The 20,758-nt window shown below is 50.9% G+C and carries 29 protein-coding genes; all 29 read left to right on the forward strand.

Annotation, left to right across the window (positions count from 1 at the left end):
- Window positions 1-74 precede the first annotated feature (74 nt).
- The 29 genes from ACFQRK_RS12615 to rplO all read left to right on the forward strand — a co-directional run bounded on the left by ACFQRK_RS12615 (window position 75) and on the right by rplO (window position 20,757).
- Window positions 75-1,028 (forward strand): ketose-bisphosphate aldolase, encoded by a 954-nt coding sequence (locus ACFQRK_RS12615; RefSeq protein ID WP_379007164.1) that lies wholly within the window; start codon window positions 75-77, stop codon window positions 1,026-1,028.
- A 36-nt stretch (window positions 1,029-1,064) separates the two neighbouring features.
- Window positions 1,065-1,946 carry a 5-deoxy-glucuronate isomerase gene (gene iolB / locus ACFQRK_RS12620; RefSeq protein WP_379007166.1) on the forward strand — a complete coding sequence of 294 codons (882 nt, stop codon included), beginning with the start codon at window positions 1,065-1,067 and terminating at the stop codon, window positions 1,944-1,946.
- An 8-nt stretch (window positions 1,947-1,954) separates the two neighbouring features.
- Window positions 1,955-2,962, forward strand: coding sequence for a 5-dehydro-2-deoxygluconokinase (gene iolC / locus ACFQRK_RS12625; RefSeq protein WP_379007169.1), 1,008 nt, complete (start codon window positions 1,955-1,957; stop codon window positions 2,960-2,962).
- A 26-nt stretch (window positions 2,963-2,988) separates the two neighbouring features.
- Entirely contained in the window at window positions 2,989-4,854 is a 1,866-nt protein-coding gene (gene iolD, locus ACFQRK_RS12630) for a 3D-(3,5/4)-trihydroxycyclohexane-1,2-dione acylhydrolase (decyclizing) (protein ID WP_379007171.1), read from the forward strand.
- 20 nt (window positions 4,855-4,874) lie between these two features.
- Complete coding sequence (locus ACFQRK_RS12635; RefSeq protein WP_379007173.1) at window positions 4,875-6,461, forward strand: solute:sodium symporter family transporter; 1,587 nt, start codon at window positions 4,875-4,877, stop codon at window positions 6,459-6,461.
- Between the two features lie 4 nt (window positions 6,462-6,465).
- Entirely contained in the window at window positions 6,466-7,941 is a 1,476-nt protein-coding gene (locus tag ACFQRK_RS12640; protein ID WP_379007175.1) for a CoA-acylating methylmalonate-semialdehyde dehydrogenase, read from the forward strand.
- 5 nt (window positions 7,942-7,946) lie between these two features.
- A complete protein-coding gene (locus ACFQRK_RS12645) occupies window positions 7,947-8,852 on the forward strand; it encodes a TIM barrel protein (protein ID WP_379007178.1) in 906 nt (301 codons plus the stop codon).
- 3 nt (window positions 8,853-8,855) lie between these two features.
- Entirely contained in the window at window positions 8,856-9,848 is a 993-nt protein-coding gene (gene iolG / locus ACFQRK_RS12650; RefSeq protein WP_379007180.1) for an inositol 2-dehydrogenase, read from the forward strand.
- A gap of 163 nt (window positions 9,849-10,011) precedes the next feature.
- Window positions 10,012-11,151 (forward strand): glycoside hydrolase family 88 protein, encoded by a 1,140-nt coding sequence (locus tag ACFQRK_RS12655; protein ID WP_379007182.1) that lies wholly within the window; start codon window positions 10,012-10,014, stop codon window positions 11,149-11,151.
- Window positions 11,152-11,534: 383 nt separating this feature from the next.
- A complete protein-coding gene (gene rplC, locus ACFQRK_RS12660; protein WP_379007184.1) occupies window positions 11,535-12,152 on the forward strand; it encodes a 50S ribosomal protein L3 in 618 nt (205 codons plus the stop codon).
- A 4-nt stretch (window positions 12,153-12,156) separates the two neighbouring features.
- Window positions 12,157-12,786 (forward strand): 50S ribosomal protein L4, encoded by a 630-nt coding sequence (gene rplD, locus ACFQRK_RS12665; RefSeq protein WP_379007186.1) that lies wholly within the window; start codon window positions 12,157-12,159, stop codon window positions 12,784-12,786.
- 1 nt (window position 12,787) lies between these two features.
- On the forward strand, window positions 12,788-13,078 hold the full coding sequence (gene rplW, locus ACFQRK_RS12670; RefSeq protein WP_188751150.1) for a 50S ribosomal protein L23: 291 nt from the start codon (window positions 12,788-12,790) through the stop codon (window positions 13,076-13,078).
- Between the two features lie 6 nt (window positions 13,079-13,084).
- The gene (gene rplB, locus ACFQRK_RS12675; protein WP_379007188.1) at window positions 13,085-13,909 is read left to right on the forward strand and encodes a 50S ribosomal protein L2; all 825 of its coding nucleotides are present in this window, start codon (window positions 13,085-13,087) and stop codon (window positions 13,907-13,909) included.
- The gene (gene rpsS / locus ACFQRK_RS12680) at window positions 13,909-14,175 is read left to right on the forward strand and encodes a 30S ribosomal protein S19 (RefSeq protein ID WP_002997495.1); all 267 of its coding nucleotides are present in this window, start codon (window positions 13,909-13,911) and stop codon (window positions 14,173-14,175) included. Before rplB ends, rpsS begins: the two co-directional genes overlap by 1 nt.
- A gap of 7 nt (window positions 14,176-14,182) precedes the next feature.
- Complete coding sequence (gene rplV, locus ACFQRK_RS12685; RefSeq protein WP_379007190.1) at window positions 14,183-14,617, forward strand: 50S ribosomal protein L22; 435 nt, start codon at window positions 14,183-14,185, stop codon at window positions 14,615-14,617.
- A gap of 10 nt (window positions 14,618-14,627) precedes the next feature.
- On the forward strand, window positions 14,628-15,473 hold the full coding sequence (rpsC, locus tag ACFQRK_RS12690; RefSeq protein WP_379007192.1) for a 30S ribosomal protein S3: 846 nt from the start codon (window positions 14,628-14,630) through the stop codon (window positions 15,471-15,473).
- A 43-nt stretch (window positions 15,474-15,516) separates the two neighbouring features.
- Window positions 15,517-15,939, forward strand: coding sequence for a 50S ribosomal protein L16 (rplP, locus tag ACFQRK_RS12695; protein WP_090628731.1), 423 nt, complete (start codon window positions 15,517-15,519; stop codon window positions 15,937-15,939).
- 111 nt (window positions 15,940-16,050) lie between these two features.
- A complete protein-coding gene (gene rpmC / locus ACFQRK_RS12700) occupies window positions 16,051-16,284 on the forward strand; it encodes a 50S ribosomal protein L29 (RefSeq protein ID WP_379007193.1) in 234 nt (77 codons plus the stop codon).
- Window positions 16,285-16,297: 13 nt separating this feature from the next.
- Complete coding sequence (gene rpsQ / locus ACFQRK_RS12705) at window positions 16,298-16,552, forward strand: 30S ribosomal protein S17 (protein ID WP_002997486.1); 255 nt, start codon at window positions 16,298-16,300, stop codon at window positions 16,550-16,552.
- Between the two features lies 1 nt (window position 16,553).
- Window positions 16,554-16,922 (forward strand): 50S ribosomal protein L14, encoded by a 369-nt coding sequence (gene rplN / locus ACFQRK_RS12710; RefSeq protein WP_188751159.1) that lies wholly within the window; start codon window positions 16,554-16,556, stop codon window positions 16,920-16,922.
- A gap of 32 nt (window positions 16,923-16,954) precedes the next feature.
- A complete protein-coding gene (gene rplX, locus ACFQRK_RS12715) occupies window positions 16,955-17,275 on the forward strand; it encodes a 50S ribosomal protein L24 (RefSeq protein ID WP_379008033.1) in 321 nt (106 codons plus the stop codon).
- Window positions 17,275-17,844, forward strand: a complete 570-nt coding sequence (rplE, locus tag ACFQRK_RS12720; RefSeq protein ID WP_379007195.1) for a 50S ribosomal protein L5 — start codon at window positions 17,275-17,277, stop codon at window positions 17,842-17,844. Before rplX ends, rplE begins: the two co-directional genes overlap by 1 nt.
- Window positions 17,837-18,106, forward strand: coding sequence for a 30S ribosomal protein S14 (gene rpsN, locus ACFQRK_RS12725; protein ID WP_079714796.1), 270 nt, complete (start codon window positions 17,837-17,839; stop codon window positions 18,104-18,106). Before rplE ends, rpsN begins: the two co-directional genes overlap by 8 nt.
- Before the next feature lie 89 nt (window positions 18,107-18,195).
- The gene (rpsH, locus tag ACFQRK_RS12730) at window positions 18,196-18,594 is read left to right on the forward strand and encodes a 30S ribosomal protein S8 (RefSeq protein ID WP_379007196.1); all 399 of its coding nucleotides are present in this window, start codon (window positions 18,196-18,198) and stop codon (window positions 18,592-18,594) included.
- 18 nt (window positions 18,595-18,612) lie between these two features.
- A complete protein-coding gene (rplF, locus tag ACFQRK_RS12735) occupies window positions 18,613-19,170 on the forward strand; it encodes a 50S ribosomal protein L6 (RefSeq protein WP_379007199.1) in 558 nt (185 codons plus the stop codon).
- 8 nt (window positions 19,171-19,178) lie between these two features.
- The gene (gene rplR, locus ACFQRK_RS12740; RefSeq protein ID WP_379007201.1) at window positions 19,179-19,532 is read left to right on the forward strand and encodes a 50S ribosomal protein L18; all 354 of its coding nucleotides are present in this window, start codon (window positions 19,179-19,181) and stop codon (window positions 19,530-19,532) included.
- Window positions 19,533-19,543: 11 nt separating this feature from the next.
- Complete coding sequence (rpsE, locus tag ACFQRK_RS12745; RefSeq protein ID WP_090628716.1) at window positions 19,544-20,062, forward strand: 30S ribosomal protein S5; 519 nt, start codon at window positions 19,544-19,546, stop codon at window positions 20,060-20,062.
- Between the two features lie 5 nt (window positions 20,063-20,067).
- Window positions 20,068-20,247, forward strand: coding sequence for a 50S ribosomal protein L30 (gene rpmD / locus ACFQRK_RS12750; protein ID WP_353197798.1), 180 nt, complete (start codon window positions 20,068-20,070; stop codon window positions 20,245-20,247).
- A gap of 63 nt (window positions 20,248-20,310) precedes the next feature.
- A complete protein-coding gene (gene rplO / locus ACFQRK_RS12755) occupies window positions 20,311-20,757 on the forward strand; it encodes a 50S ribosomal protein L15 (protein ID WP_379007203.1) in 447 nt (148 codons plus the stop codon).
- Window position 20,758: the final 1 nt, after the last annotated feature.

The raw sequence follows: 20,758 nt of genomic DNA on the forward strand, positions 1-20,758 counted from the left end.
CGGATTGCCTGCGTTTTGCTTGGATGTTTGGGCGAATTATCGTTTTATTGCATGACCGATTAAAACAAATCCGCATGAAAGTAACACCCGACACCTTGTTCAGCGACTGTTACGGTAAGTATGCCATTGCAGCGATCAATGTGTTTACATTGGAACAAGTGTCGGGTGTTTTCCGTGCGGCCAGTCGCAGCGCATCACCCATAATTATCCAGACGACACCGGTAGCACGTGACTATGCCCGCCCCGAAATGTTGCTGGGAATGATTGCCGCGGCTGCGAAATCCTATCCGAACGTAGTTTATGCGTTGCATTTGGACCACGGAAACGAAGCCCATGTCGAAGCAGCCCTGCAAGCAGGCGGATATACATCGGTTATGATCGATGCCTCTCACGAACCGATGGCGGAAAATATAAACCGCACACGTGCCGTGGTGGCGGCGGCACACCGGGTTGGTATTTTTGTTGAAGCGGAGCTGGGTGTATTGAGCGGCGTGGAGGATGACTTGGCGGTCGACGCAGGATCGGCCCGGTTTACCCGACCGGAAGACGCGGCTTATTTCGTGAAACAAACGCAGTGTGACAGTTTGGCGGTGGCAGTTGGCACCAGTCATGGAGCGTATAAATTTTCGGGTGATCAAGGGATACGGTTTGATATCCTCGCGGCCATCCAGCAGCGCCTGCCGGAATTTCCGTTGGTACTGCATGGGGCATCATCGGTTGACCGGGATGAGCTGATGCGTATTAACCGGGCGGGTGGTCGGCTGGCGCAGGGATCCCGGGGCGTGTCGGACGACGAGATCGCCCGGGCTATCGGGTTGGGGGTTTGCAAGGTCAACATCGCGACGGACCTGCGGGTCCTGTGGGCTCGCGTGCACCGCGAATTCTTTGTCCAGCAGCCGGAACTATTCGATCCCTTAGTGCCGGGCAGGATATACATCGACGAGCTGGAAAAACTTTGTATGGATAAGTTTGAGAAGTTAGGATCCACCGGGAAGGCAAAAACTTTCCTGCAGGGGGCCGCTTACTGAACGAAGACTAATTCATAGAAGACTAACTCATATACTATGAAGCGAGACGAAAAGTGTCCGTTACTTATTAAGGCTGACGAAGCGGCTGGACATTACCAGTACATTACGCGTGAAGACGGTGGGTGGCAATACCTGAACTTTGCCGCGCGGCAGCTTCCCCGAGGCAACACTTGGGTGGGGAATACGGGCAATCACGAGTATGCGATTGTTCTGCTGAGCGGCAACTACCACGTAAATACGGATAGGGGCAGCTGGCAGACCGGCAATGGACGCCGGGATGTTTTCTCGGGCATGGCGCATACGTTGTATCTGCCGCGCCATACCACGTTCCGGTTGACCGCCGAAAGCGACGTATTGGATATTGCGTACGGCTGGTGCGAGACCGATCGCGACTTCGACCCTGTGTTTAAGCGCCCCGAGGAGGTGCAGGTCGAAATCCGCGGAGGCGATAACGCCACCCGGCAGATCAATGACCTGCTCGGCCCGGGCTTTCCCTGCCATCGGCTGGTCGCTGTTGAAGTCTATACGCCTTCGGGCAATTGGAGCTCGTTTCCGGCGCACAAACACGACGAACGTTTGGTTGATGCAGCGGGCACCTTGCTGGAAGCCCGGCTGGAAGAAACGTATTTCTATAAAATTGCCAAACCGCAGGGTTATGCCATGCAACGCGTATATACCAGCGATGGCTCGTTGGATGAGGTTGCGATTGCGCGCAACAACGATGTGGTATTGGTGCCCCAGGGCTACCATCCGGTGGTAGCTGGGCACGGGTATGATGTCTATTACTTGAATTTCCTTGCCGGATCCGATCAATCCCTGGCCAATACGCCCGATCCCGACCATGCCTGGATCTTTGGGACATGGACAGGCACGGACGAGCGTATTCCGATGGTTACTGCTGCAATGAACGGAAAATAAACAATGCGATGAAAACATATGACGTATTGACCGTAGGAAGGTCGTCCATCGATCTGTATTCACAGGATATCGGCGCTGAGTTTATCGATATTACCGGATTTGACGCATTTGTGGGCGGCTCACCCCTTAACATTGCAACGGGATGCAGCCGGCTCGGACTGCGCGCGGCGTTGCTTACCGGTGTGGGTGAAGACAAGGTTGGCGATTTTATCCTGAATTTTCTGCGGCGGGAAGGGGTGGATACCACATTTATTCCACGTATCCCCGGTGCACGCAGCAGCGCAGTGCTGCTGGGCATCCAGCCACCGGATACATTTCCGCTGGTGTTTTACCGCAACAATGCGGCAGATTCGCAGATCACCGTGGACCATGTCAACGCCATTAACATGAGCGATATCCGGCTGCTTGAGCTGTCGGGTACCGCACTTAACCTGGAACCCAGCCGGAGTGCAGTCTTCCATGCGGCAGAGCAAGCGAAGCTACAGGGCACAACCACGTTGTTGGACATCGACTTCCGGGCCGACCAATGGTCGGATGTGCGTTCGTTTGGCATTATGGTCCGAGCATTGCTGCCGCGTATCGACATTGCGATCGGAACCGAAGAAGAATTGTTGGCTGCCATGTTGGAAGATGCCTCGCAGGTAACCATTGAACATCAGCAAATTTCGGCACCGACCGTCCGCGGAGACATTGACCAAGCGATCGAGCGGGTACTGGCACTGGGCGTAAACGTGTTAGTGGTCAAGCGTGGATCCAACGGGGTAAGCGTGTACAATGCCGCCGGCAGACGCGAAGATGTACCGGGCTTTCCGGTGGTGCCGTTGAATATCCTAGGAGCGGGCGATGCGTTTGCCTCGGGATTCATCTACGGTTACCTCAATGGGTGGGACCTGTATAAATCGTGCCGCATGGGTAATGCCAGTGGGGCACAGGTAGTGTTGCAGCCAGGGTGTGCCAATTTTATGCCTACGTTGGATGAATCGTTGGCATTCATCGAACAACACGGGGGCTTCTGACCGATTGATAACCATATTGACTAACGATGAAAACCACCAGACTAACCACCGCCCAAGCGGTCATCCGTTTCCTCGACCGGCAATACGTTGAGCGAGACGGGGTGACTCATAAATTTATTGCCGGATGCTTCGGTATCTTCGGCCACGGCAATGTAGGCGGGATCGGTCAAGCATTGTTTGAATATCCCGCTTTACGCTATTATCAATCCCGGAATGAACAGGCGATGGTGCACACGGCTGCGGCCTACAGCCGGGCCAGAAACCGTTTATCCACATTAGCTTGTACCTCATCGATCGGTCCAGGCGCGACCAACATGCTCACCGGCGCGGCTGCTGCCACGATTAACCGGGTGCCGGTACTGTTGTTGCCGGGTGACAGTTTTTCCAGTCGCCACGTCGATCCGGTACTTCAACAGCTGGAATATCCACTTGCACCCGATGTAACCGTTAACGACTGTTTCCGTCCGGTTTCACGTTTTTGGGACCGGATCAACCGACCGGAACAGCTGATTGCCTCCCTGCCGCAGGCCCTACGGGTATTGACGTCTCCTGCTGAAACGGGGGCGGTTACTCTCTGCCTACCGCAGGACGTACAAGCCGAGGCGTTTGACTATCCCGAGGAACTCTTTCATCGGCGGGTATGGTTCATCCCCAGGGCATTGCCTGACGCTGCGCTGTTGGACCGGGCGGCAACACAGATCCGTGCGGCCAAGCGGCCGCTTATCGTAGCCGGTGGCGGTGTTATCTATAGCGAGGCGTCGGATGCATTGCGTGCCTTTGTCCATGCAACGGGCATACCGGTGGCCGAGACGTTTGCCGGAAAAGGATCCCTGGCTTATGACGATCCGCATCACTTGGGTGCGATGGGCGCCACCGGCACCGAAGGAGCCAATGCCATCAGTGCAGAGGCCGATCTGATTATCGGAATTGGCACGCGTTACAGCGACTTTACCACCGCATCGAAGACGGCGTTCCGGCATCCGGATGTTGCATTTATCAATATCAATGTGGCTGAATTTGATGCCCATAAGCAGTCGGCATTGCCGCTCACCGGAGACGCCCGGGCTACGTTGGAAGCCTTGGCAGACCGATTGGCCGGATACCGTGTAGGGTCGGACTATCGGGATCGGGTAGCGGCTTACGGCCGCAGCTGGGACGACAAGGTGACAGCAGCCTATACGCCGGAAGAGGAAGGGCGGCTTTCCCAAGCAGAGGTTATTGGGATGGTCAACACCTTTTCCGCACCGCAGGATGTGGTGGTTTGTGCGGCGGGCAGCATGCCTGGCGACCTGCATAAACTATGGCGTACGCGCAATCCAAAGGGTTTCCACCTGGAGTACGGCTACTCGTGCATGGGCTATGAAATTGCGGGCGGACTGGGCGTCAAGATGGCCGACCCGGGGCGGGAAGTATATGTCATGGTCGGCGATGGAAGTTATTTGATGATGTCGTCGGAGCTAGTGACATCCATACAAGAGGACGTGAAGCTAACGATCATCCTGATTAACAACCATGGTTTCGCCAGTATCGGCGGGCTTTCCAAATCGTTGGGAACGGAAGGCTTCGGTACACAGTATCGGGCACGGGACGAAGGTTCGGGGCTGCTCGACGGTGACGTGCTGCCGGTGGACCTCGCACGGAATGCCGAAAGCCTGGGTGCCGACGTCATCCGCGCACACAACGTGGCATCGTTGAGGGATGCCCTGCAACGGGCTAAGACCGGCAGCAAGACCACGGTCATCTACGTCGAGTCGGTGCCCGAACGAAAAATGGCCGGATACGGGCATGCGTGGTGGGAGGTACCCATCGCTGCGGTATCGGAAACGCCCGCAGTGCGGGAGGCATACGAGGAAACCCAGCGACAAAAAGCCAAGCAACGTCATCACTTATAATCTAATTAATCCTTTTGCCTATGTGGGCCATACTGAGTTTTGTTGTCTTTACGCTTTTTGTAGGTTGCTATGCGTGGTGGCGTATGCGGAAAGCCGACCTCCATACCCAGGACGGCTATTTCCTGGGTGGGCGCAGCTTGACGGGGCCGGTCATCGCCGCTTCATTGATCATGACGAATATTTCGACCGAACACCTGGTCGGCATGAACGGCTCAGCTTATAAAAACGGGTTTATCATCATCGCATGGGAAGTGACGTCGGCCTTGGCTCTTATCGTCGCCGCCGTCTACTTCGTGCCGAAATACCTACGGATGGGCTTGACGACGATACCGGAATACTTAGAGCGGCGGTTTGATAAAGGAACCCGCTCGCTGATCGCGCTTTTTTTGATGGTTTCCTTCGCCGTGACCCTGCTGCCCATCGTTCTCTACACGGGAGCCATCAACCTTGAAAGCATTTTCAACCTTTCCACCCTGCTGGAGGTCAGCACGGACAAGGGACTTTGGATCACCGTCGTGGTGGTCGGGTGCCTGGGTGCTGCGTATGCAATTGTCGGTGGATTGAAAGCAGTGGCGATATCGGACGTTATCTATGGGTATGGGCTGCTGATCGGGGGACTGCTCATTCCCGTGTTGGCACTTATCTACATCGGCGATGGCAATCCCTTGGCCGGTTTGGCTACGGTGTTCGAAAACAGCCCGGAGAAGTTTAACGTCATCGGGACGGAAGATTCCGTATTGCCGTTCAGCACGCTGTTTACCGGTTTGGTGATCAACCAACTGTATTTCTGGTGCATGAACCAGACCATTGTCCAGCGTGTTCTGGGAGCCAAGAATCTTAAAGAAGCGCAGAAAGGATTGCTTTATACCGGCCTGTTGAAAATCCTGGTGCCATTTATTATCGTATTGCCGGGGGTTATCGGCTACTATTATTTCCAGGATAGTTATTACGACCAGCAGGATCTGGTATATCCGGCATTGGTGAAGCGCGTTTTGCCTATCCCGCTGTTGGGGCTGTTTGCGGCGGTCATCGTCGGTGCCGTACTAAGCACGTTTAATGCCGTGCTGAACAGTGCATCTACCATATTCAGCATCGATGTGTATAAGCGGTTGATCAATACAAACGCCAGCGAGCGTACGCTGGTGCGTATGGGCCGGGTGGTGGCTACGGTACTGGCCATCACGTCTATCATCGCCGCTCCTTTTGTCGCAAACGCGCCGGATGGGCTCTATCAATTGTTGCAGGAGTTAAACGGGATTTTCTTCATTCCCATCGCATCCATCATGTTGGGGGGATTTTTCTTTAAGCGCATCTCCGCCCAGGGAGCAAAAGTCGCCTTGATCACCGGACTGGTGTTTTATGTGCTTTGCACGTTCGTCATTGAGATCGATATTCATTTCGTGCATGTATGGGGAATCGAGTTTTTGCTGAATATGGCGGTCATGTTTGCGGTTTCGTGGTGGTATCCGAGAGACGTTGTCGCCGCGGAGAATCCGGTGGCTGAAACGGTTTCAATGGAGGCGTGGCGCTATACACGGCCTTTTGCCATCCTACTGGTGTTGATTACGGTGGCTATCTATATCTTATTGGGAAATGTTAAAAGCTAAATGCATGGAATTACTACAGAATTATATCGATGGCGGATGGCGTGCCAGTAACGAGCGGCAGGCCATTGACGTAATTAACCCCGCCACGCAGCAATGCATGGCACGTGTACCCTACGGCGGAGGTACGGTCCGGGATGTCGATGTGGCCGTCGCAGCGGCAGCGAGAGCGGCCGCGGCATGGGCAGAGGTGCCCGTGATGCAGCGTGTGCAGCCCTTATACCGCCTCAAGGCATTGTTGGAAGAACATTTGGAAGAGCTGGCGGAAACCATCACCAACGAATGCGGTAAGACGAGGGCCGAATCGGTCGGCGAGCTGCAACGTGCTATTGAGAACGTGGAGACCGCCTGTGCGGCGCCCTTATTGATGCAAAGCGAATTTTCGGAAAATATCACACGGGGCATCGACGAGTTTGTCATCCGGCAGCCGGTGGGCGTCTGCGCATGCATTGCGCCGTTTAACTTTCCGGGGATGATTCCCTTTTGGTTTTTACCTTATGCAATTGCATGCGGCAATACCTTCCTCATCAAGCCGTCGGAAAAAGTACCGTTGACTATGCAGAAGGTGATGGGACTGATTGACCGTATCGGTTTGCCTGCCGGCGTGGTCAGTCTTGTGCATGGCGGGAAGGAGACCGTCGATGCGCTATTGGAACATCCGGGGATCAGAGCGATCAGCTTTGTTGGCTCTACGCAAATTGCCCGGTATATCTACGCGAAAGCGGCACAGCATGGCAAACGCGTGCAGGCACAGGGCGGTGCCAAGAATCCGGTCGTCGTACTGCCCGATGCGGATTTGGAGACAACTTCCCGGATCATCGCCGATAGTGTATACGGATGTGCGGGGCAGCGTTGCTTGGCTGCGTCAAATATTGTTTTGGTAGGCGACCAACGGGGACAGATTAGGGACGCGCTGTATGAAGCAGCAAAAAGCCGGAAAACCGGCTACGGTCTGACGGAAGGGGTAGAAATGGGGCCAGTGATCACGAAGGAGAGCAAGACACGGATTGAGCACCTGATTGAGCAGGGTACGCAAGAAGGTGCGACGGTATTGTTGGACGGGAGAGGGGCTGCCATCGAAGGTTTTGAGCAGGGTAATTTCATCCGACCTACCATCCTCACCGACGTGCCGCTGGATGGGCAGCTTATCCGGACCGAAATATTCGGTCCGGTTATGAGCTTAATTAACCTGGCAACGGTGGAAGAGGCGGTGGCCTTCATCAACCGAAATGCCTACGGCAATATGGCCTGCCTGTTTACCGGTAGTGGTGCCAGTGCACGGAAATTCCGCAGTGAAGCAAATGCAGGCAACATCGGCATCAATATCGGTGTCGCAGCGCCGATGGCGCAGTTCCCCTTCAGCGGCTGGAACGATAGTTTCTTTGGGGATCTGCACGGACAGGGTCGCCATGCGATTGAGTTTTTTACACAAACCAAAGTGGTTATTGAACGGTGGCCCAAAGAGTGGTCGCGAAAATTCTGAGCAACATGGACACAATAAAGATCGCCAATGCACCGTGCTCTTGGGGAGCACTGGAATTTGACCTGGGTGCTGCCGCTCCGGATCACCTTCAGGTCTTGCAGGAAATCCGGGAAACCGGTTATGTAGGCACCGAACTGGGAGACTGGGGCTTCATGCCTACTGAACCTGCAGCATTGCGTGCGGTTGTCGGCGGACAGGGGTTGGACCTGATCGGCGCTTTCGTGCCGGTTGCGCTGGCGGATGAAGCGGCACATGAGGAAGGAATTACCAGCGCGTTGCGCGTGGCTGGATTGCTGAAAGACGCCGGATACCCCGAAGCAGTCATCGTTTTGGCAGATGATAACGGTACAGTGGCCGAGCGGACAATCCATGCCGGGCGTATCTCACCAAACATGGGCCTCGACGAAGCACATTGGAGCACGTTCGCACGTGGTGCAACGGCTATCGCCAAAGCCGTCCGCGATCGCCACGGGATGCGCACAGTGTTTCATCATCACTGCGCAGGTTACGTGGAGACACCCGAGGAGTTGGATAAGCTGCTTTCCCTCACCGATCCGGAACTACTCGGACTGTGTTTTGATACCGGACATTACGCATTTGGAGGTGGGGATCCGCTGGCTGGGATTGCGAAATACCGGGATCGGATTTGGCACGTCCATTTCAAAGATTACGATCCGCAGGTGGGAAAACAGTCACGCAGGAAAGGGTGGGATTATTTTGAGTCGGTCCGCCAGGGCGTATTTTGCGAGCTCGGGAAAGGCAGCGTTGATTTTGCGGGTGTGCTGGAAGTGCTAAAAAGCACAGATTACCAAGGATGGATCGTTGTGGAGCAAGACGTGCTTCCGGGCATGGGTACACCCAAGGTGTGTGCACGCAACAACAGAGTTTATCTGGAACATTTGGGAATATAACATATGCAACTTAAAATCGGTATCATCGGCCTCGGACGGATAGGCACAATACACTACAATAACATTACTCAGCAAATAACAGAAGCGGAAGTGGTAATGGTCGCGGATGTACGCAACGACGCGCTGCCGGCACATGTTCAGTTTGCCCGGGCCGATCAAGTCATCAATCACCCGGAGATCGAGGCAGTGGTTATCTGCTCGCCTACCGATACCCATGCCGATTACGTGGAGCAGTGCGCCCGCGCCGGCAAACATGTATTCTGTGAAAAGCCGCTCGACCTTTCACTTACGCGCATTCAGCAGACGCTGGCGGTTGTACAGCAACAGGGTATCAAGCTGATGTTGGGTTTCAATCGGCGTTTCGATACGAATTTTATGAAATTACGCTCGCTGGTTGGCGAAGGTAAAATCGGAGACGTTCATATAGTGAAGATCACGAGCCGGGACCCAGCGCCACCCTCGTTAACCTACCTGCAGCACTCCGGCGGATTGTTTATGGATATGTCTATCCATGATTTCGATATGGCTCGGTATATCATGAACAAGGAGGTGGTGCAAGTATATGCCGCTGCGGCGACGCTTACCGGGGGGGTGGTGGCAGCGGCCGGCGATATTGACACCGCGGTGGTGACGCTTACCTTTGAAGACGGTTCCATGGCTGTGATCGATAATAGCCGGCAGGCTGCGTACGGCTATGATCAGCGGTTGGAGGTCTTTGGTTCCAAAGGGATGGCGCTGGTTGACAACAACAAGCCGGATAACCACGTGTATTATCACGAGCATGGCGCACAGTCGTCACTGCCCTTGCATTTTTTCATGGAGCGGTATACGGCATCCTACCTCACGGAAATGCAAGCGTTTGTCAAAGCGGTAAAGGGCGGCCACGAACTACCGGTGAGCGGCGAAGATGGGTTAAAAGCCGCCCGGATTGCGGTGGCGGCGCAGCAGTCAGTCCGGCAGGGAGCGCCGGTCACATTGGGGGAAGTAATCGTTTAGCAAACGTTTGCACATATCGTTTCAAAAACCTAATTTTGGGACGGTAAACTTTTATAAACGAATTATGATAAAACACTTCCCAAACTTTTTTCAGCTAGCAGGCTGTTGTATGCTATTGATGATTTCTGCTTGCCAAAATCAATCCGCTAATCAACACGATACGATGCGATTGAGCCAGGAGTTTATCAATGCGCAATTAGACAATGCGGTAGCCCAGATCAAGGTGCTGGCAGACCGTGTTCCTGCCGACAAAATGCCGCGTACCTTTCAGGGCGACACCAGTGTGAGTTCTGACACCGAGTGGTGGACATCGGGCTTTTATCCCGGCTCTTTGCTATACCTTTATGAATATTCGGGCGACGAGGAATTGCTGCGATTGGCTAAAGACAAACTAACCATTCTTGAAAAGGAAAAGCACAACAAGGGTACGCATGACCTCGGCTTTATGCTCTACTGCAGTTTCGGCAACGCATTGCGGCTTACGGGCGATACGGCGGCGTATAAGGAAATATTGCTTACGGGGGCTGAATCACTCATTACCCGGTATAACCCCACAGTCAAGGCAATCCGTTCGTGGGAGGGGTGGACGTACCCGGTGATTATCGACAACATGATGAACCTGGAATTTCTCACGCAGGCGTCGAAGCTTAGCGGGGATGCCAAGTACCGGGATATTGCCGTTATTCACGCCAATACCACGATTCAAAATCATTACCGTCCCGATTACAGTTCGTATCACGTGATTGATTACAATCCGGAAGATGGTAGCATCGTGGCGAAAAAAACCGCTCAAGGGGCTTATGATGAATCAGCCTGGGCGCGTGGACAGGCTTGGGGACTATATGGGTATGTAATGATGTATCGGGAGACCGGAGATGAAACCTATCTTGATTTTGCAAAAAAAATAGCCTCGTTTATTCTGAACCATCCCAATATGCCGGAAGATGGGGTTCCTTACTGGGATTTTAATGCCCCGGATCTACCGGCAGACAGCCCGTATGCGGCCGACCATACCTCGAACCGCGATGCTTCCACGGCCTCGATACTTGCATCGGCCCTGATCGAGTTAAGTACCCACACGGATGGTGAAGAAAGTGCCAACTACCTGTCCAAGGCCGAACACACGCTGAAAAGCCTGTCGGCCGAACCCTATAAGGCTGCCATTGGTACCAATGGGGGCTTCATTCTGAAACACAGTGTAGGCTCCATTCCCCACGGAGGTGAAATTGACGTGCCCCTAACCTATGCAGACTACTATTATATAGAAGCGCTGATGCGGTATAAAAAGCTGCTGGAAGGATAGTCGCCACATACCGGTTTCGCTGCGGCATGCGGTCTACACCCAAAGGCGAACCCTTTGGTTTGTTCCACCCAATCTTAGGTCATATCCGTGGGTTTCCCGTGGTATATCCCTATGAAATCCCCTCTTGTCTCGGCAAAAACACCAAAAAGCGGCGATTCAACGGGAAACTATCGGGAAACCATCGGGAAAAATGTGACCCTATCGGAGGAATGCGAAAGAGTCGGGAGCGCATAGCAGTCGTCTGGACGGAAAATAAAAAAAATAATTCACTAAGTGTTTGATACTTAAAGTAAGTTTTCTATCTTTGCCGTCCCTTTTGAGGGGATGGTGTGTCTTGAGCGAAGCCCTACTGCTTCGATGGACGTTAATAGAATAATAAAAACATGTCAGGAATTATTGGTAAAAAAGTAGGAATGACCAGCATTTTTGATGCCGAAGGGAAAAATATTCCCTGTACGGTAATCGAAGCTGGCCCGTGCGTGGTAACGCAGATACGCACGGATGAAAAAGATGGCTATTCCGCTGTTCAGCTGGCTTTTGATGAAGCGAGAGAAAAGAACACTTCGGCCTCTTTGAAAGGGCACTTCGCCAAAGCGAAGACAACGCCTAAGCGTAAATTGGTAGAATTTAAAACCTTCCCCGATGAAAAGCAGCTCGGCGACGTGGTAACGGTTTCTATTTTTGAAGAAGGCGACTATATTGATGTCGTCGGCACTTCGAAAGGAAAAGGTTTCCAGGGTGTTATGAAGCGTCACGGTTTCGGTGGTGTAGGTGGAGCAACCCACGGTCAGCACAATCGCCTGCGGGCGCCTGGTTCATTGGGAGCTTCATCATGGCCTTCGCGTGTATTTAAAGGGACACGGATGGCTGGCCGTACAGGGGGCGACCGCGTGAAAGTTCAAAACCTGCAGGTGCTGAAAGTTTACGAGGAGCAAAACCTGCTCGTGGTTAGTGGTTCCATCCCCGGGGCCAAGGGTTCTTACGTAATCGTAGATAAATAAGGAGATGGAAGTTAACGTTTTAAATATATCAGGTAAAGAAACAGGTGCCAAGGTGCAACTTCCTGAAGCGATATTTGGGGTGGAGCCCAACGATCACGCGATTTACTTGGACGTGAAGCAATACCTTGCCAATCAGCGTCAAGGAACGCACAAATCCAAGCAACGTAACGAGATTGCAGGATCAACCCGCAAACTGCACAAACAAAAAGGAACCGGCGGTGCCCGTGCAGGCAGCATCAAATCTCCGCTGTTCAACGGTGGTGGCCGTATCTTCGGTCCGCAGCCACGTGACTACAGCTTTAAATTGAATAAGAAGCTAAAAGCATTGGCCCGCAAATCGGCATTGAGCTATAAAGCCAAAGAAAATAATATCGTGGTATTGGACGAGGTGAACTTTGAGTCCATCAAAACCAAGAATTACATAAATTTGGTAAACAGCCTGAACATAGCCAATGAAAAAACCTTATTGGTTTTACCCGCTCAAGATAACAACGTTTATTTATCAAGCAGGAATCTGAAGAAGGCGAAAGTAATCGCTGCCAGTGAGTTGAATACCTACGATGTGTTGAACGCAGGCAAGCTTTTGTTGACAACGGCTTCCGTTAAAACTTTGGAGGAGGCATTTGCCAAATAATATGGAAATTATTAAGAAACCGGTCTTGACGGAGAAAGCGTCGTTGCTTACGGAAAAGCTGAACCGCTATGCTTTCAAAGTTGACCATAGGGCGAATAAGATACAGATCAAACAAGCCGTGGAGCAGATGTTCGGTGTGACCGTACTGGCTGTTAACACCATGGTTGTGTCCGGTAAAGCAAAAAGCCGCTATACCAAAGCAGGATTTGTATCCGGCAGGACGCCGAAATACAAGAAAGCTGTCATTACGATTAAGGACGGCGAAACGATTGACTTTTACAGTACTATATAATAAGAGATGGCAGTTAAAAGATTTAAACCGGTTACCCCTGGTACTCGCTTCCGCGTAGGAGGTGACTATTCGGATATCACCACCAACGTTCCGGAAAAGTCGTTGGTCGTGAAGATCAAGAAGTCAGGCGGTAGGAATAACTCCGGTAAAATGACTATGCGTTACCTCGGTGGGGGCCACAAAAAGGCATACCGATTGATTGATTTTAAACGCGATAAAAAAGATATCCCCGCAAAAGTTGCCACGATAGAGTACGATCCTAACCGGACGGCGCGCATAGCGCTGTTGCATTATGTAGACGGCGAAAAACGCTACATCCTGGCACCGGAAGGATTGAAAGTAGGACAAACCATCGTATCAGGCAATACGGTAGCGCCCGAGATTGGCAATACCCTGCCTTTGCAAAACATCCCATTGGGTTCGATCATCCACAACATCGAATTGAATCCGGGACAGGGCGGTTCCATTGCACGGAGTGCAGGTACGTATGCACAACTTTCGGCTCGTGATGGTAAGTACGCCATCATCAAATTGCCATCAGGCGAGAGCCGCATGATATTGGCTACTTGTTTGGCTACCATTGGTTCAGTATCCAATGCCGAGAAAGCAAACGAAGTACTGGGCAAGGCTGGGCGGAAGCGCTGGTTGGGACGTCGTCCGCGCGTACGTGGTGTGGCAATGAACCCGGTTGATCACCCCATGGGTGGTGGTGAAGGCCGTGCATCCGGCGGACACCCCCGTTCACGTAAAGGATTGTTGGCGAAAGGTTACAAAACCCGTAGTCTGAAGAAAGCATCGAATCGTTACATTATTGAGAGAAGGAAGAAATAATGGCTCGTTCAATTAAAAAAGGTCCTTATATCGACCACAACTTAGAAAGAAAGGTTCTTTCTATGAATGAAACCAACAAAAAATCAGTTATCAAGACCTGGTCACGCCGGTCAATGATTTCTCCTGATTTTGTTGGCCATACCTTCGCAGTGCACAACGGAAACAAGTTTATTCCGGTATATGTAACGGAAAACATGGTTGGTCACAAGCTTGGTGAATTTGCGCCCACGCGTACATTCAGGGGCCACGCAGAAAAGAAAAAATAGGTAGGCAATGGAAGCAACACGAAAACTAAAGAAGTCTGTTATCATTAAACAGCGCAAGGAGCAGGAAAAGGCTCAGGTAGGAGGAGCTTCTACTGCCAAATTAGTAAACTGCCCGACCTCACCGCGCAAGATGAGACTGGTGGTTGACCTGATCCGTGGTGAAAAGGTTGAAAATGCCCTGTTTATTTTGAAGCATAGCAACAAGGAAGCTGCAATACGCGTTGAGAAATTATTGTTGTCGGCGATCAAGAACTGGGAAGCAAAAAATGAGGACAAGTCTGTGGAAGAAAGCGGATTGTTTGTCAAGGAAGTATTTGTGGATGGTGGCCGTCAATTAAAGCGATTGCGTCCAGCTCCCCAAGGACGCGGATACCGCATCCGGAAGCGCTCAAACCACGTAACGTTGGTGGTTGATAGCAAAAGCAACGTAGCACAAAACTAATTTATCAGTAATGGGACAAAAAGCAAATCCAATAGGTAACAGATTAGGAATCATCAAAGGTTGGGATTCCAATTGGTTCGGAGGCAAGAACTATTCCGATAAATTAGTAGAGGACGAGAAGATCCGGAAATACCTGTCGGTTCGTATCGCTAAGGGCGGTGTGGCCAAGGTGGTTATTGAGCGCACGTTGAAGCGCATCACCGTAACCATCCATACAGCCCGCCCCGGTATCGTTATCGGCAAAGGTGGTCAGGAAGTGGACAAGATCAAAGAAGAGTTGAAGAAGCTGACCAAGAAAGATGTTCAGATCAACATATTCGAGATCAAGCGTCCGGAACTCGAAGCGCATTTAGTTGCGGAAGGTGTTGCTAAGCAACTCGAAGCCCGGATCTCATTCCGCCGTGCCATGAAGACGGCGATAGCCTCAACCATGCGCATGGGAGCAGAAGGCATCAAAATCATGTGCTCCGGCCGTTTGGGTGGCGCCGAAATGGCCCGCACCGAGCAATACAAAGAAGGCCGGATTCCGTTGCACACATTCCGTGCAGACATCGATTATGCGTTGGTCGAAGCGTTGACCACTTACGGAAAAATCGGTGTAAAGGTATGGATCTGCAAAGGGGAAGTGTATGGCAAACGCGATTTGTCGCCTAACGTGGGGCAAACATCTGGTTTGAAGTCACGTAGCGAAGGAGCGCCTGCAGATTTCCGTGGCGAAGGCCGTCGTGGTGGTCCAAATGATCGCAGAGGCGGTGAACGCCGTGGCGGTGACCAGCGTCGTGGCGGTGGCCATGGGCAAAATCGTGGCGGTGGTCACGGGCAAAACCGCGGTGGCAATCGTGGAGGAAATAGGTAGTTTAACAATCAGTTCCAGTTTGGAATTTTTATAAGATACGAACATGTTACAGCCAAAAAGAACAAAGTTCAGAAAGATGCAGAAGGGCCGGATGAAAGGCAACGCTACCCGTGGGGCAGAGTTGGCTTTCGGTTCGTTCGGTATCAAGTCTATGGAGCCGGCATGGATTACCAGTCGCCAGATTGAGGCGGCCCGGATCGCAGTGACGCGCTATATGAAACGTGAGGGGCAAGTATGGATTCGCGTGTTTCCGGATAAGCCGGTAACCAAGAAGCCTGCTGAAGTGCGGATGGGTAAAGGTAAAGGTGCGCCTGAATATTGGGTGGCCGTAGTACGCCCGGGACGCATGCTGTTTGAAGCTGAAGGGGTGCCTTTGGAAGTAGCCAAGGAGGCCTTGCGTCTTGCCGCTCAAAAACTGCCGGTACAAACGAAGTTTGTGATTCGTAGAGATTACGAACAAGCATAAACGCAGCTGGCGCTGCCGATCTTGGTCTTGCCGCCGTTACCGGCAAGCCGCCATGGGGATCAAACCGTGGAAGTACGCTGAAGATGGGCATCCAGTATAATAGTAATATAAATGAAAAATTCAGAAATTGTAGAATTGTCAACGGAGGATTTAGTAGCCAAGATCGCTGAAGAGAAGGCCGCCCTCACGAAATTGAAGTTTGCACATGCTGTTTCAGCAATTGAGAATCCGAATCGGATTAAGTATACGCGTAAAACAATCGCGCGTCTATTGACTGAATTGACCAAGCGTAAGCATGCCGAGAAGGTAGCTAACGAAGCGAACGAAACAGCCGCTGAGGCATAAAATCGAAGTCGAAATGGAAAGAAAGTTAAGAAAAACAAGAATCGGCTTGGTAGTGAGCAACAAAATGGACAAGTCCATTGTAGTGGCTGTTGAACGTAAGGTTAAGCACCCTATCTATGGTAAGTTTGTGAAGAAAACTACCAAATTCAAGGCTCATGACGAAGAGAACACCTGCGGTATCGGCGATACGGTGTTGATCATGGAAACGCGTCCGCTGAGCAAAACCAAGAACTGGCGTTTAGTAGAAATTTTAGAAAGGGCTAAGTAACATGGTACAGCAGGAATCAAGACTCAATGTGGCCGACAATAGCGGAGCTAAGGAAGTATTAGTGATTCGCGTGTTAGGCGGCACCGGCAAGCGCTATGCATCGATCGGAGACAAAATCGTTGTCACCGTGAAAAGTGCTTTGCCCGCTGGAAACGTGAAGAAAGGTACCGTTTCCAAAGCAGTGGTCGTACGGACGAAAAAGGAAATCCGCCGTAAGGATGGTTCCTATATCCGTTTCGATGACAATGCTGCTGTATTGTTGAATAATCAGGATGAACCCCGTGGTACACGTATCTTCGGTCCGGTAGCGCGGGAATTGCGTGAGAAACAGTTCATGAAAATTGTATCATTAGCGCCGGAGGTATTATAATCATGGGACAGACAAATACATCGACACATAAGATTAAGATCCGTACGGGGGACTTGGTAAAAGTTCTTTCGGGTAATTCCAAGGGTGCTCAAGGCAAGGTTTTGGAGATCATCAAAGCTGAAAACAGAGCGGTCGTGGAAGGGGTTAATATCGTAAAAAAACACACGAAACCCAGTGCGGCTAACCCTAACGGTGGTATCGTGGAAAAGGAAGCTCCTATCCATATTTCTAACCTGGCTTTGATAGATCCCAAAGGAGGCAAGCCCACGCGCGTAGGACGGAAGGTGATTGAAGTAAATGGTAAGAAGAAAATTGTTCGCGTTGCGAAAAAATCAGGGGAGGTGATTGACTAATGACATATATACCAAGATTAAAGGCTAAGTACAAGGAGGAGATCCGTACGGCGCTGAAAGATAAATTTCAGTACAAGAGCGTTATGCAGGTTCCGAAGCTGGAGAAAATAGCGGTAAGCCAAGGTATCGGTGCTGCTACTTCGGACAAAAAACTGATCGATAACGCCATTAACGAGATGACATTAATCACGGGTCAGAAAGCGGTAGCAACACGCTCGAAAAAGGACGTGTCCAATTTCAAACTCCGTAAAGGAATGCCAATTGGCGTGCGCGTAACCCTCCGTGACAGTAAAATGTATGAGTTTCTGGACCGGTTGGTAGCGGTTGCATTGCCTCGTATCCGGGATTTCCGCGGTATCAACGACAAAGGCTTTGACGGGAAAGGCAATTACACGTTGGGAATCACCGAACAGATTATTTTTCCGGAGATTGATATTGACAAAATCAATAAAATTCAAGGAATGGATATTACCTTTGTAACCAGCGCGAAGACGGACGTGGAGGCATTGGAGCTGTTAAAACAGTTTGGGTTACCATTCAAAAATCAAAATACGACAGTAAATGGCTAAAGAGGGAATTAAAGCACGGGAAATCAAGCGTGCTAAATTGGTGGCAAAATATGCTGAGAAACGTGCAGCATTAAAGGCGGCCGGAGATTATGCAGCACTTGACAAGCTGCCAAAGAATGCTTCACCTGTTCGTTTGCACAACCGTTGCAAATTGACAGGGCGCCCGAGAGGGTATATGCGCCAATTTGGTATATCACGGGTAACTTTCCGCGAAATGGCGGTAGCCGGCAAAATCCCAGGGGTAAAGAAGGCCTCTTGGTAAGAATATCGTAAATTACGTAAATTAAACCGATAGCAGGTCTGGAAGCCGCGGTGGCCGAAGGAAACCGTTATCATAAATGAATAGCTTAGATGAATACAGATCCAATAGCGGATTACCTTACCCGAGTAAGGAATGCCATTAAGGCCAACCACAGGGTTGTAGAGATTCCTGCATCGAACCTCAAGAAGGAAATTACAAAAGTACTTTTCGACAAGGGGTACATTTCCAATTACAAATTTGATGCTGACACCGTTCAGGGCACTATCAAGATTGCCTTGAAATATCATCCTGTCAGCAAAGTTTCGGCTATCCGGACGTTAAAGCGGATCAGTAAACCGGGCCTGAGGAAATATGCGGGAGTGGATAACATGCCACGTGTGTTGAATGGTTTGGGAATCGCCATCCTTTCTACTTCGAAAGGCATCATGACCGATAAAGAAGCTCGTCTTCAAAATGTCGGCGGCGAAGTATTGTGTTACGTATATTAATCAGGAGGAACAGTCGACATGTCAAGAATTGGAAAGGCGCCGATCGCCATACCGGCAGGAGTGACGATCACGGTGTCGGATAAAAATCTGGTCACCATTAAGGGCCCCAAAGGGGAATTGGCTCAACAGGTAGATAAAGATATTACCGTAGCGCAAGAAGACGGACAGCTATTAGTAAAACGCCCGACGGATCAGAAACGGCACAAAGCCTTGCATGGCTTGTATCGTTCGCTGCTAAACAATATGGTTGTGGGTGTGACTGAGGGGTATAAGACCACGCAGGAACTGGTAGGTGTGGGATACCGTGCAAATGCACAGGGAAGCACCCTGGATTTGACACTTGGTTTTTCTCACCAAGTCGTATTGATCCTCCCAAAGGAGGTAAAAGTGACTACAACTGCGGAAAAGGGAAAAAACCCGACCATTACATTGGAGTCCATTGACAAGCAGTTGTTGGGACAGGTGGCGGCAAAGATCCGTTCATTGCGCGCACCGGAACCGTATAAAGGAAAAGGTATTAAATTTGCTGGTGAGCAATTGCGCCGGAAAGCAGGTAAATCAGCAGCTAAAAAATAAGATTCATCATGGCAGGAACAAAAGTATCGCGTAGGGATCGCATAAAAAGAGGGATCAGGAAGCGCCTGTCCGGTTCTTCGGAGCGCCCACGTTTGTCTGTATACAGGAGCAACAAAGGCATCTATGCACAGGTGATTGATGACCAAGCCGGGGTAACGTTGGTTTCAGCGTCGTCTTTAGCTAAGGATTTTTCCGCATCAGGGACCAAAGTAGAGCAGTCCAAAGCGGTGGGGAAGTTGATCGCTGAAAAGGCGCTGGCAGCAGGAATTAGTAAAGTGGTTTTTGACCGTAATGGATATTTGTACCATGGACGGGTGAAATCGCTTGCCGAGGGTGCCCGGGAAGCAGGTTTGGATTTTTAATCATTGAAAACATGTCATTAAGCAACATAAAGAGAGTAAAATCAAGCGAAATTGAACTGAAGGACCGCTTGGTAAGTATTCAGCGCGTAGCGAAGGTAACCAAGGGTGGTCGTACGTTCAGCTTCTCGGCCATCGTCGTAGTGGGAGATGAAAACGGTGTGGTAGGTTACGGTTTGGGTAAAGCCAAAGAAGTAACGGAAGCAATTACCAAGGGAATTGACGACGCAAAAAAGAATCTCATTAAGGTGCCCATCATCAAAGGAACGGTACCTCATGAGCAGATCGGTAAGTATTCAGGAGGAAATGTCCTGATAAAGCCTGCCGTTCACGGTACGGGTGTGCTAGCTGGCGGCGCCATGCGCGCGGTTCTGGAAAGTGCCGGTGTTACGGATGTATTGGCTAAATCTTTAGGGTCGTCAAACCCGCATAATGTGGTAAAAGCAACCATTGACGCACTTCTGAAAATGCGCGACGCCTACACCGTTGCCCAGCAACGTGGTGTCGATTTAAATAAAGTATTTAACGGATAACGATTATGGCAAAGATTAGAATCACCCAGATTAAGAGTACCATTGATCGAAGCGAACGTCAGAAGCGTACCATTCAAGCATTGGGATTGCGGAAGATTAATCATACCATCGAGGTGGAGGCAACACCTTCCGTTATCGGTATGGTGCGCAAAGTAAGCCACCTGGTGGCAATAGAGCAAGTATAATATACGTTTAATCGTTGTACCTGTTTAGTGAAAGCGAAGGTGCAACACAACAACTAATTTGAGATGAATTTAAGTAATCTAAAACCAGCAGAAGGATCGGTAAAGAGCAAGAAACGTATAGGCCGTGGTACAGGATCCGGTCGTGGCGGTACTTCAACACGTGGACATAAGGGCGCACAATCACGTTCAGGACACAGTACGAAGATCGGTTTCGAAGGCGGACAAATGCCGCTGCAACGGCGGGTTCCAAAATATGGTTTCAAAAACCTGAATCGGGTTGAATACGTAGGGATCAACCTGGATGTGCTACAAGGGCTGGTAGAGAAGTACAATCTTTCCGCTATCGATTTTGATGTGCTGAAATCTCATGGATTGGTCTCAAAGAAAGACCTTGTGAAAATTTTGGGTAGAGGAGAACTGACATCCAAAATTGAGGTAAAAGCACATGCATTTTCAGCCACGGCTCAGAAGGCGATTGAAGCAGCAGGGGGCTCGATTGTAAAACTTTAAT

The sequence above is a fragment of the Parapedobacter sp. GCM10030251 genome (assembly GCF_042666505.1).
Lineage (GTDB): Bacteria > Bacteroidota > Bacteroidia > Sphingobacteriales > Sphingobacteriaceae > Parapedobacter.